Source organism: Brevundimonas sp. UBA2416, assembly GCF_002343105.1.
Taxonomy (GTDB): domain Bacteria; phylum Pseudomonadota; class Alphaproteobacteria; order Caulobacterales; family Caulobacteraceae; genus Brevundimonas.
Map to the genome: position 1 here is coordinate 83,184 of NZ_DDRM01000009.1, position 11,577 is coordinate 94,760.

The window sequence follows — 11,577 nt, forward strand, 5'->3', positions numbered from 1 at the left end:
CTGAAACGAAAGGCGACGCGGGATGAGACGATGGCTGACAATCGCCCTGGGCGGTCTGGTGTTGTCCTGTCAGGGACCGGCGGCGGTGCTGGCGGGGGAGACCTATACCGCCGCGACCGTCTGCTCGATGGCGCCGAAGATGGAGTGGTGGTGGTCGTCCAGCATTTCGATACGGACCGTATCACCGGCCTTGAGGAAGGGGGTCTCGGCCTTGCGGCGCTGGATGGTTTCGACCGTGCGGACCTCGGCGATGCAGGAATAGCCGAGGCCGCCCTCGCTGACCGGCTTGCCCGGCCCGCCGTCGGCGTCGCGGTTCGAGACCGTGCCAGAACCGATGATGGTGCCGGCGCACAGGGCGCGGGTCTTGGCGAGGTGGGCGATCAGGGTGCCGAAGTCGAAGGTCATGTCGACGCCGGCGTCGGCCTTGCCGAAATCGGCGCCGTTCAGCTGGACCGCCAGTTCGCCCTTCAGCTTGCCGTCGGCCCACCGGTCGCCGAGCGAATCGGGCGTCACGAAGACCGGCGACAGGGCCGAGGCGGGCTTGGACTGGACGAAGCCGAAGCCCTTGGCCAGTTCGGCCGGGATCAGGTTGCGCAGGGACACGTCATTGACCAGGCCGACCAGCCGGATGTAGCCGAGGGCCTCTTCACGGGTCACGCCCTGGGGCACATCCCCGGTGACGACGACGACCTCGGCCTCGAGGTCGCAGCCCCAGCTTTCGTCGGCCAGCGGGATGGGATCGCGCGGGGCGAGAAAGCCGTCGGAGCCGCCCTGGTACATCAGGGGATCGGTCCAGAAGCTGTCTGGCATTTCCGCGCCGCGGGCCTGCCGCACGAGGGCGACGTGGTTCACATAGGCCGAGCCGTCGGCCCACTGATAGGCGCGGGGCAGGGGCGCCGCGGCCTCGCGTTCGTGGAACCGGCCGCGCGGCACGCCGCCGTGTTCAAGGCTTTCGGCCAGGGCACGCAGGTCCGGCTCCAGCCGGTCCCAGTCGTCGAGCGCCGCCTGCAGCGTCGGGGCGATCAGGAAGGCGTCGGTAAACCAGGCGAGGTCGTTCGAGACGATGACGAGGCGGCCGTCACGGCCGTGCTTGAGCGAGGCGAGTTTCATGGCCCAAGGCTTAGGCGGTTTCTCCGGAGGACGAAACCGGGTTTTCAGTGTCCGCCGTGCGAGACCTTGCCGTGGCCGGACGACTTGTGCGCCGACCCGGGGTTGGACAGTTCGGCATGGGCGTCGCGCAGCTCGCCCACCCGGGCGGCTTCATCGCGCCAGTGCTGGTTGAAGGCGGCGACGGCGAGACGCAGGGCGTCTGTCTGCTCGCGATGGCTCAGATCGCCGATGGTCGGAGGGCTCGGCGGGGGGGTAGGCGTCGTGGTCGCCGGCCCGCCGATGGTGACCACGGTGACGCTCGCCGCTGCGGCCGCCGCCGCACCGCCGCCGCCGCCTCCACCGCCGCTTCCGCCGTGGCCGGACTCGCCTTGGCCAGCGTCGCCGCCCTGGCCGCCGGCGGCCCGCTGCGGAGGTTGGCCGCTGCCGCTGCTGCCGCCGCCGCCGGGCTGGACCGGTCCCTTGCCGGCGATGGCGTCGTCCAGCTTCTTGATCCGGGCGGAAAGCCCGCCGGCGAGCTTCAGCGTCTTGCCCAGCCGTTCGTCGATCACCTTGCGCAGGGCCTCGGCCTTCCCTTTCAAGGCGTTGTCATCCGCGCCCATGGCGGAACGCGCCGCGTCATGGATGGCCTTCCAGATGGCTTGGGCGGCGTCGGCGCGGTGGCTACGGGAGCGCGCCCCGAAAAAATAGCCGGCGAACAGCGCCGCGGCGATCAACAGAAGGATGGCGCCCCAGAAGAACGGGTCGGCGCCGATCATGATCGTCGGATCCAGCGGAGCATTGGCCGGGTCGGCGTTGGCGAAGTCTGCGCCGTAGGACATGCTGCTCCCCTTCGAAGGCCGTGAACCGTTCGGGGCGCATCTTGCGCCCACCGCTCCGCTTGGCAACGACAAAGGTTAACGGCGCGATCGATTCCCGTAAGAGGCGATTCTCGGGAGCGATCAGCGCGGCGGGGTGATCAGGGCCCGCGCTTCTGCTCCTGTGCGGGAGCCCGGGTCGCGAACCTCGATCTCGACGGCCACCGCGCCTTCCGGTTCATGAGCCCAGAGATAGCGGCGCTCGACCTCGACCTCGCGGCCCGACGGCGCGATGCCGATGAAGCTGTCGCCCCAGGGCGTGATCTTGACCAGTTCCGGCCAGATCAGGCTGCAGGCCTGATCCAGCTCCTCGATGGCCATGGCCGACAGCTCGTCATCGCTCACAGCCATCGCCGTACCCGACCGCGATAGGCGTCATAGTCCGCGCCGAATTTGGCGGCGAGGTAGCGTTCCTCGCGCTGGATCACGAACTGGTCGACCACCGCCAGACACGGCAGCAGCAGGAACAGGGCCAGGGCGCTGTCCATGGCGATGGCCAGACCGACATAGCTGATGGCGAAGCCGAGATAGATGGGATTGCGGCTGAAACGGTAGGGGCCCTCGTGGATCAGAACCGTCGATGGCTTCCAGGGCTCGACCGCCGTCCCCCGCCGCCGGAACAGGCCCGCCGCCCAGCCGTCCAGCATCAGACCGCCAACGATCAGGACCAGAGCCACGCCGCGGCGGATCGGAATCTCCAGACCGAGTCCCGCCGCCAGCCAGCCGAATCCGCCCTCGATCGCTTCCGGCCGGGCCCCGACCGTCGCCAGACCCCAGCCGGCCAGCAGGAAGCCGAGGTAGATCAGCGGCGGCGGGGCGATGACGCCGGGGGTGTCGGGCTTGCTCATCAGATCGTCTGTCCCTGCGGCGCGGTGAATTCGGAAGCGGCCGCGTCGCCGGTGTTGATCACCTCCGACGGTTCGAAGATCAGCACCTCGGCCTCTTCGTCGGCGGCGGTGCGGTGTTCGACGCCGCGCGGCACGACGATGAACTGGCCGGGATCCAGTATCTCGACGCGGTCCCGGAACTCGACCCGGAACCGGCCTTTCCAGACCAGGAACATCTCGTCGGCCTCGGCATGGCGGTGCCAGGGAAAGACGCCCTGCACCTTGACCAGCCGCACGTCCTGTCCGTTCAGCTGCGCCGCGACACGGGGCCGCCAGTGGTCGGAGAAGGCCGCGAACCTGTCGGCGAGGTCGATGGTCGCGCCGGTGGTCACGGGCGGAGGTCCTCGTCGCCATAGATGGCCACGGCGGCGGGCGAGGCGCTGGAGGCGGCCCCGCGATACATGCCCGAACTGGTCATGGCGAAACCGGGCTGTCCCTGCAGATCCATGACGATGACGCCGCCGGAACCGCCCAGCGCCAGGGCGTCGTCGACCTCGGCCTGGGCCGCGGTTTGGGTCGCTGACCCGGTGGCGATGCGGGCGCAGATGTCCCGGGCCACACTGGCGCGGATGTAGTATTCGCCGTCGCCGGTCGCCGAGACCGCGCAGCCCTCACGGTTGGACGCATAGGTGCCCGCCCCGATCACCGGCACGTCGCCGACCCGGCCCCAGCGTTTGGCGGTCATGCCGCCGGTTGAGGTGCCCGCCGCGAGCCGACCCTCGCTGTCCAGCGCCACCGCGCCGACCGTGCCGAACTTCCGCTCGTTCAGGGGCGGCGCCGGCAAAGTGCTCTCCGCCATCGGACCCGGCGCGCCTGCCGGCCGTTCGGGGATCGGCAGGTTCTGCGCCCGCAACGCCGTCTCCAGCCCCCGCCAGCGGCGCTCGGTGAAGAAATACGTCGGATCGACCTGCTCCAGACCGACCGAGGCGGCGAACGTATCCGCCCCCTCGCCGATCAGCATGACGTGCGGCGACCGCTCCATCACCGCCCGCGCGGCGGCGATCGGATGGCGGGTGGTGGTCAGGCCGGCCACGGCCCCGGCCGTCAGGTCCGAGCCGTTCATCACGGCGGCATCCAGCTCGTTGCGCCCGGCGGCGGTGAAGACCGCCCCGCGCCCTGCGTTGAACAGCGGGTCGTCCTCCATCAGCTCGATCGCCGCCTGCACCGCATCCAGCGAGGACCCGCCGGCCGCCAGCACCGCCGACCCGGCCTCCAGCGCGCGATGCAGGGCGGCGCGATAGGCGGCGTCCTGTTCGGGCGTCAGGCTGGCGCGCTCGATGACGCCGGCGCCGCCATGGATGGCGAAGGACCAGCGCGGCGCGTCCTGCGCGACGACGGGGGCGGCGGAGAGGGCCAGGGCGAGAGCGGTGACCGCCATGGAAAGGCTGATCGGTCTCATTGCCGGTATCCTCGGTTTGAGCGATATTTGAAGCATGTCAGACGTGAAGGACATCGTGGTCCCGAGGCTTGAGGGCATTTACGCGCTGCTTGTCCGCATCCAAACCGACCTGAGCAACATCAGGGAAGACACTCGGCACATCAAGGTGAGGCTGACCTCGCTTGAAGCCAATACGAACAGCCTGAACCGGCACATCGATCATTGCGGCGATCGCCTTGAGAGGATCGAACGTCGGATCGATGTGATCAAAGTCTGAGTTCTTGCGCGGTCGCAAGGGCGTCGCGTTTGTCATCCCGGACGTCGCGAAGCGGCGATCCGGGACGGTATCCGGTCTCCAATATTGGCCTCCCGGAAATCGCAGCGCGATTGTCCGGGAGACGGGTGGGTTCCGCGCTGTGTCCTGACCCGTCTCCCGGCTCGCTGCTCGCGCAGCGTCCGGGAGGATGAAGTTCTGCGCTCTGGCGTCCCGGCTCTCCCCCCGGCCTTCGCCGGGGTTCGGCCGGGATGACAAGGCACCGGGATCCGGCCCCTCAACTCAAGGCCTGACCGCAGCAAGGGCAGCCGGAGACCTCGATCCCGAACAGGGCGCGGATGCGGTCGGGGGTGAGGGCCTCCGCGGGCGCGCCGACCTTGATCCCGTCCGGTCCGACCGCCAGCACCCGATCCGCGCGGGCGGCGAAGGGCAAGTGGTGGGTGGAGGCGATCACGACGCGGCCCTCGGCGGCCAGGGCCCGGATCGCGGCCTCGACGGCCTGCGCATGCGCCGGGTCCAGCAGGGCCAGCGGCTCGTCCAGCAAACAGACCGGCGCATCCTGCACGAACAGCCGGGCGATGAGGACCAGCTGTTGCTGGCCGCTGGACAGGCGGTCGAACGGGCGGTCGGCGAGGTCGCCTACCTCCAGCCGGTCGAGCGCGCCGCGGGCGGCGTCGAGGTCGTCCGGCGTCAGGCCCGGCGACCAGCGACGCAGATGGGCGCGGCCCAGTGCGGTCAGGTGCAGAACGGAGAAGCCTGCGGACACCGCGCCGGGCGGCGGCAGCCAGGCCGGTGCGCCGGCATCGACGATCGCGCCCGCAATTGGCGGCAGCAGGGCTGCGAGCGTCTTGAGCAGGGTGGTCTTGCCCACACCGTTCGGACCGATGAGGGCGAGAATTTCGCCGGGCTCGACGGTCAGGTCGAGCGGCGGCAGGCGGAAGGTCTTGCCCCGCCCGGCGACCAGGCCCTTGAGCCGCAGACCGCTCATGACCGCCTCGATGTGGCGACGAACAGGATCAGGAAGGCCGGCGCGCCTACGGCCGCGGACAGCAGGCCCACGGGGATCTCCGCCGGACCGAAGGCGGTGGCTAGCCGGTCGATGACGAGGGCGAACAGGGCGCCGAGCGCCATGGAGGCGGGGATCAGCCGCCCGGCCCGCTCGCCGACGATCAGCCGGGCGGCATGGGGCGCCAGCAGGCCGATCCACCCGACCACGCCCGCCACGGCCACCGCCGAGGACGTCATCAGGGCGGCGGCGGCGAGGGCCAGCAGGCGCAGGGGCCGGGCGGGCAGGCCGAGCGACCGCGCCTGCTCATCGCCGAGCGACAGGATGTCGAGCCGGAAACCCAGCCAGATCAGCACGGCCGCGCCGAGGCCGACCGGGATCAGCGCCCCGACCGCCTCGGTCAGGGTCGCCCGCGTGAACGAGCCCAGCAGCCAGTAGGTGATCGACGGCAGTTGCGACCATGGGTCGGCGGCGATGACCACGAGGCCCAGTCCGGCCGAGGCCAGGGCTCCGGCCACGACGCCGCACAGGATCAGGGCGAGGCGACCGTCGCCGCTGCGGGTCAGGGTGGCGCAGGCGACTGCCAGCCCTCCTGCGGCGAGGCCGCCGACAAAGGCCGCGCCTTGCACCAGGGCCGCGCCCGCGCCCAGCAGCAGCGCGAGGGCCGCGCCGAGCCCTGCGCCGGACGAAACGCCCAGCAGGTCGGGCGCCGCCAGCGGATTGCGGAACAGGATCTGGAACCCCGCCCCCGCGCCGGCCAGCGCCGCGCCGCAGGTCAGGGCCGCCAGCAGACGCGGTCCGCGCAGGGCCAGCGCCAGTTCGGCCTCGGGCGAGCCCTGTCCAATCACGGCGGCCAGAAGAGCGTCCGGCGCCACGCCGAGCGGGCCGGTCGCCAGCACTGTGAGCGCGCCCGCGAAAACCAGCAGGACAAGGCCGGCCGGGAGCAGGGCGGCCCTGACCCGGGTCACCGGATCCACTGCGGCAGGGCCACCTCGACCGGCGCCATGCCGTACAGGCGCCGGGTCAGGCCTGCGACGGCCATCTGGGCGGCGCCGGGATCGGCCAGCCAGGCGCAGGCCAGCAGGCGGTTCACCGAGGGCGGCCGGTCGATCCAGCCGAACGGGTGATCCGGCAGCAGCAACAGCCGCCGGCGCTGACCGTTGCGGCGCGTGCGCCAGACCGGATCCTGCCGGACGGCGGCAACGAATTCCGGGCTCATCGTAACGAGCGCTTCCGGGTCCCAGGCGGCGACCTGTTCGCGGGTGACGCGGCCGATGTCGCGCGAGTCCCCGGCGACGTTGGTCCAGCCGGCGCCTTCCAGGACCTCGGTGGCCAGGGACCCGAGGAAGCCGGTCTCCAGCCCGTCGGCGCCGCGCGCGTAGTAGAAGGCCGGTCCGGCCGGGGCCCGGCGCCAGCGGTCGAGCACCGCCTCGGCCTCATCGGCCAGGCCGACGGCGGCGCTGCGAACGTCCAGCAGGTCGGCGGCTTCGCGAATCGCTTCGGGAATTCTCGTCAGGGCCCCGTCGATCAGCCGCCAGTCAACGCCGAGACGAACCTTCATCCGGTCTCCCAGGGTCTGATTCTCGGGATCGGTGTCGCCATAGTCGATCACCAGTGCCGGCTTCAGGGCGGCCAGCGCCTCGAGATTCGCGGGCCGGCCGCCTCCGCCCAGCGCGCCCAGCTCCGGCAAGTCTGCGGCCATGGACGGCAAGGCAGCCAGCGCCTGCGACGAAGGCTTCCTCGGCCACCCGGCCAGCCGATCCCGCGCCACCGCCCAGATCAGCAGGGCCGCCGGCTGACCGGCCGCAACGACGTTCCCGGCGCCGCGCGGCGACGCCGGGCCGCAGGCCGCGAGCGTCATTGCCGAGGCCGCCCCGATCAGCGCTGACCGCCGCGTCTCCGTCATCACACCCGTCCGATCTGATTCGGCGTCATCCTGCCGTCTGGTCCGGCGGCGCGCCACCTCACAGCCAATTTACCCTTAACACTTGTCCGGTCTTGCTCCGCGTGCTGCTTATGCGGCCTCGCGCGTCAGGTGGGGCGCAGCAATATGGGAGTGAGCCGTTGAGTACGACGGACAACGGGGGGGCGGTGACTGCCGGGACCCGCAAGACGTTTTTGGGACACCCGCGAGGGCTGGTCGTCCTGTTCTTCACCGAGATGTGGGAGCGTTTCTCATTCTACGGCATGCGGGCGATGCTGACGCTGTATCTGATCCAGCATTTCCTGTTCGGTCCGGTCGAGGCGCAGGGCATCTATGCCGCCTACGGAGCCCTGGTCTATCTGCTGCCGGTCGTCGGCGGCCTGATCGCTGACAAATATCTGGGATCGAGAAAGGCCGTGATCATCGGCGCGGTCCTGCTGGTCGCCGGTCACTTCACCATGGCCTTCGAGGGCTCCGGCGCACGTGAGTTCCTCACCATCGGCGGCACCGAATATGCGGTCGAGGTCGAGGGCCGGAACACGGATCGTCAGCTCTACGCCGTGACGGAGTCGGGTCGCGTGCCGATCGCCATTACGCCCGAAGGGGTCAATGTGGTCGATGTGGCCGGGCAACCGGCAGGCTCGGGGGCCCAGGCTGCAACAGCCGCGACCTTCCCGTCCACGGTCACTGCGGACGGCTACACGACCCGGACGGTGCGGGATCCTTCCGGCGAAATGACGCTGTTCCTCGCCCTGTCCCTCATCATCGTCGGCGTCGGCTTCCTGAAGGCCAACATCTCGACCGTCGTCGGCCATCTGTACGAGGAAAACGACCCTCGCCGCGACGGCGGGTTCACCCTGTTCTACGTCGGCATCAACCTGGGTTCGGTGCTGGCCACGGGCCTGTGTTCCTATCTCGGCTTCACCTATGGCTGGGCCTATGGCTTCGGTCTGGCGGGCTTCGGCATGTTGCTGGGGCTGATGACCTTCCTGCTGGGCCAGTCGTGGCTTGAGGGGCGCGGCGGTCCGCCGAACCCCGAGAAACTGGCCGGGACGAAGTTTCTCGGTATTCCGCTGGAGGCCACCTTCTGGATCCTCGGCCTGATCGCCGTCTTCCCGGTGTGGCTGCTGATGCAACGCCACGAGCTCATCTCGACGGCCCTGCCCTGGCTGGCCGGGGTCATCTTCGCCGTGGTCGTCGGCTACACGGTGATCAAGCTGAAGGGGGCCGAGCGCGCCCGGATGCTGGTCGCCCAGGTGCTGATCTTCTTCTCGGTGCTGTTCTGGGCCCTGTTCGAACAGGCGGGCTCGTCCCTCACCCTGTTCGCTGACCAGTCCACGGACATGCCCGGCTGGTTCAACGCCGGCTACACCCAGATGTTCAACCCCGGCATCATCGTGATCTTCGGGCCCATCTTCGCGGCCCTGTGGGTCTGGCTGGCCAAACGCAACAAGGAGCCTTCGACCCCGGTCAAATTCTCCTTCGGGCTGATGTTTGTCGGGATCGGCTTCCTGGTTCTGGCCTGGGCGGCGGCGACGCAGGGCGGGGTCGATTTCCGCGTCCCGCTGTTCTTCCTGTTCCTGACCTATTTCTTCCACACCATGGGCGAGCTCTGCCTCTCGCCGGTGGGCCTGTCGATGATCACCAAACTGTCGGTCGATCGTCTGGTTGGCATGATGATGGGCGTCTGGTTCCTGTCCAGTTCGGTGGCGCACATCGCCGCCGGTGTGATCGCCCAGGCGACCGCGACCGATACCGTCGCGGGCGTGGTGACCAATCCGGCCCTGGCGCTCCAGACCTATGGTTCGATCTTCGGCACCATCGGCTGGACCGGCGTCGGCGTCGGCGTGGTGCTGCTGGTGCTGTCGCCCCTTCTCAAGAAGGGCATGGCGGGCATCCGCTAGCCCGGCCAGAGGCTGAATACAGGAAGGGCGGAACCATCAGGTTCCGCCCTTTTTGGCGCGTGAGGGTCGGCGCGCCGTCAGTTTTGGGGGTGTGGGGACGCCTTCTTCAGAAGGTCTTTCTTATCTGGATGAACAGCCACGGGCTCATCTGCGTGCGGCGCACCTCGCGGAAGGCCAGGGGGGCGGTGTCGCGGGGACCGGTGTATATTTCGCGGTCATAGCCCCTCGTCCTGTCACTGGCGTTGCCCAGGTCGACCCGGACCGTCAGGTCGCGCTCCGGCTTCCACTGGACGAAGGCGCCGACGCCCGGCTCGGCGTAGAAGGCGCGGACCTCACGGACGCGGAACGCCCGACCCTTGTCGACATTGCAGCCGTGGTCGAAGCCCCACGACCAGCGGCCCCCCGCCAGGTCCTGGGTGAAGTTCACTCCGCAGCCGAAGGCCTGATTGCCCTGGAACCGGCGCTCCTCGCCTGTCACCGGATCGAGCACTGAGGTCGAGGACCAGCTGGCCCGCGTCTGGAAACGGCCGTTCGGAATACCCAGCCGGTCGGTCGGCAGGGTCAGGCGCAGCTGGAAGAAGCGGGCGGTTCCGTCGCCGATATTGCCCACCCCGTCGAAGCCGCCGGTCAGGGGGATGACGTCCACGACATCCTCAACCTCGGCATACTGGTAGGTGGCGTCGAACACGCCCTCGCCCCAGAAGCGGCGCTCATAGATCGCTTCGATGACCGTCTGCTTCTGAGGCTCCAGATCGGGGTTGCCGCCCTCGACCTGGCCGATGTCGATATCGGCCGAGGCGATGAAGTCGCCGAAGTCCAGCTGGCCCACCTCGCGCTCGGCGCGGAAGCGGAACTGGTGGCCGGTCCACGGCGTCCAGGTCGCCTGGATGCGGGGCTTGGGATAGACGAAGGACTTGGTCAGGTCGCTGTCGCCCGACTGGCTGATCTCCGACACCTCGACGCGCAGGCCGCCCTCGATGGTCAGGGTCGGGTCGGGCCGCCAGGTCGCCTGTCCGAAGACCTCGCCACGCAGTTCCTCGACCTTGACCGAGGAGGACGGGAGCGGGATCGGGATGCCGTTCTCTGAATAGGCGGTCGCGCTGTCGATAAAGTTGTAGGCGACCTCGCCCCCGGTCTCGAACGACCAGCGGTCATTGGGGCGGAAACGCAGGATGGCGCGGCCGATGGATTCGCCCGAGGTCGTGTTGGCGGTGAAGGTGGAGCTGTCGCCGCTGCTTTGCGAGACGCCGGTGTAGTCCTCGGTGGAGTACCGCTGCAGGCCGGTCAGCTCCAGGCCGGTGCGCGCGCTGAGGTCCAGGGTCCAGTTGACGCCGAGCTCGCTGTTGACGTCGTTCGCTTCCTCGTCGTTGAAACTGTCGACGCCGGCGCCCGTGCGGATCAGCAGATCCTGCGCATTCTCGTTGCCGAACCAGCCCAGCAGGCCGTTGACGCGCAGCAGGCCGCCGCCGATCCGGCGCTGGACGGCGCCGGTGGCGCGCAGGTTCCGGATCCGGTCCCACAGCACCAGATCGGCGTCCTGGATCAGATTGCCGGCCGGGTCATAACGGCGTCGGAAGCCGTCCCCGGTACCGTCGGTGCGATCGGAGAAGCCGCTGATCGAGCCCTCGATCTGGTCGTCGCCCTCGCGCCGGGAATACCGCGCCGAGAGCACCGGGCCGAGGTGGCCGTCGGGATAGACATAGGTGTTGGTCTCGACCACCCGCTCGGTCGTCACCGTCCGGATCAGGACGACGTTGGCGACCACGGACCGGCCCTGCATGTCGATCCCTGGCGCGCCTCCCCGGACCAGTTCGACGCGGGCGACGCCGGCGGCCGAGATGCGGCGCAGGATCTGGTCGAGGTTGTCACTCTTGGTCGAGGGCCGGCGGCCGTCGATCAGGACGTTGCCGGCCGTGCCCGCAAGCCCGCGTGTGCCGCTGTCGCCGGATTCGAAGGCGAACCCCGGCAGGCGGGCGATCATGTCCAGGGCCGTGTCGGGTCGGGCGTCAGCGAAGAAGACCGGCTCGAAGACCAGCACGCCCTGCTGGGCGGCGCCGGCGAGCGCGCCCGGGACCGGCGCGGTCTGGGCCATGGCGGGGCCGCCCAGCACGGCGCACGCGGCCGCACCGGCCAGCCAGATCGCTTTGGTCATACATCCCTCTCACTGCTGGGCGAACGGTGCCCGGCGACCGGCCGCGCATACAGTTACAAGCTGGACAGGTGCATTAAATCGCTGACAG

12 protein-coding genes are annotated in these 11,577 nt (G+C 69.6%); 2 read left to right on the forward strand and 10 right to left on the reverse strand.

Translation table 11 applies throughout. The annotated features are described in order from the left end of the window. Positions 1-102: 102 nt before the first annotated feature. From B3E43_RS02535 to B3E43_RS02560, 6 genes are all read right to left on the reverse strand, one after another. Positions 103-1,110 (reverse strand): fumarylacetoacetate hydrolase family protein, encoded by a 1,008-nt coding sequence (locus B3E43_RS02535; RefSeq protein ID WP_292026321.1) that lies wholly within the window; start codon positions 1,108-1,110, stop codon positions 103-105. A gap of 44 nt (positions 1,111-1,154) precedes the next feature. Beyond that, positions 1,155-1,928 (reverse strand): hypothetical protein, encoded by a 774-nt coding sequence (locus B3E43_RS02540; protein WP_292026322.1) that lies wholly within the window; start codon positions 1,926-1,928, stop codon positions 1,155-1,157. A gap of 120 nt (positions 1,929-2,048) precedes the next feature. Then, positions 2,049-2,315 carry a hypothetical protein gene (locus tag B3E43_RS02545; RefSeq protein WP_292026323.1) on the reverse strand — a complete coding sequence of 89 codons (267 nt, stop codon included), beginning with the start codon at positions 2,313-2,315 and terminating at the stop codon, positions 2,049-2,051. Further along, positions 2,306-2,812: a methyltransferase family protein gene (locus tag B3E43_RS02550; RefSeq protein WP_292026324.1), complete on the reverse strand. Its 507-nt coding sequence runs from the start codon at positions 2,810-2,812 to the stop codon at positions 2,306-2,308. Before B3E43_RS02550 ends, B3E43_RS02545 begins: the two co-directional genes overlap by 10 nt. Then, entirely contained in the window at positions 2,812-3,183 is a 372-nt protein-coding gene (locus B3E43_RS02555; protein WP_292026325.1) for a cupin domain-containing protein, read from the reverse strand. Before B3E43_RS02555 ends, B3E43_RS02550 begins: the two co-directional genes overlap by 1 nt. Beyond that, positions 3,180-4,250, reverse strand: coding sequence for an isoaspartyl peptidase/L-asparaginase family protein (locus tag B3E43_RS02560; RefSeq protein WP_292026326.1), 1,071 nt, complete (start codon positions 4,248-4,250; stop codon positions 3,180-3,182). The genes B3E43_RS02555 and B3E43_RS02560 overlap by 4 nt, the downstream gene beginning before the upstream one ends. 43 nt (positions 4,251-4,293) lie before the next feature. Here B3E43_RS02560 and B3E43_RS02565 point away from each other — a divergent pair, with 43 nt between their 5' ends. Further along, entirely contained in the window at positions 4,294-4,506 is a 213-nt protein-coding gene (locus B3E43_RS02565; RefSeq protein ID WP_292026327.1) for a hypothetical protein, read from the forward strand. Positions 4,507-4,780: 274 nt separating this feature from the next. On the opposite strand, the gene B3E43_RS02570 is transcribed toward B3E43_RS02565, so the two are convergent. From B3E43_RS02570 to B3E43_RS02580, 3 genes are read right to left on the reverse strand one after another with little or no spacing between them, the layout of a single operon-like run. Next, positions 4,781-5,491 carry an ABC transporter ATP-binding protein gene (locus B3E43_RS02570; protein WP_292026328.1) on the reverse strand — a complete coding sequence of 237 codons (711 nt, stop codon included), beginning with the start codon at positions 5,489-5,491 and terminating at the stop codon, positions 4,781-4,783. Further along, positions 5,488-6,477 (reverse strand): FecCD family ABC transporter permease, encoded by a 990-nt coding sequence (locus tag B3E43_RS02575; protein WP_292026329.1) that lies wholly within the window; start codon positions 6,475-6,477, stop codon positions 5,488-5,490. Before B3E43_RS02575 ends, B3E43_RS02570 begins: the two co-directional genes overlap by 4 nt. Continuing rightward, positions 6,474-7,415, reverse strand: a complete 942-nt coding sequence (locus B3E43_RS02580; protein ID WP_292026330.1) for a hypothetical protein — start codon at positions 7,413-7,415, stop codon at positions 6,474-6,476. The genes B3E43_RS02575 and B3E43_RS02580 overlap by 4 nt, the downstream gene beginning before the upstream one ends. Before the next feature lie 158 nt (positions 7,416-7,573). Here B3E43_RS02580 and B3E43_RS02585 point away from each other — a divergent pair, with 158 nt between their 5' ends. Next, positions 7,574-9,337, forward strand: a complete 1,764-nt coding sequence (locus B3E43_RS02585) for a peptide MFS transporter (RefSeq protein WP_292026331.1) — start codon at positions 7,574-7,576, stop codon at positions 9,335-9,337. Between the two features lie 106 nt (positions 9,338-9,443). On the opposite strand, the gene B3E43_RS02590 is transcribed toward B3E43_RS02585, so the two are convergent. Beyond that, positions 9,444-11,489: a TonB-dependent receptor plug domain-containing protein gene (locus B3E43_RS02590; RefSeq protein WP_292026332.1), complete on the reverse strand. Its 2,046-nt coding sequence runs from the start codon at positions 11,487-11,489 to the stop codon at positions 9,444-9,446. Positions 11,490-11,577: the final 88 nt, after the last annotated feature.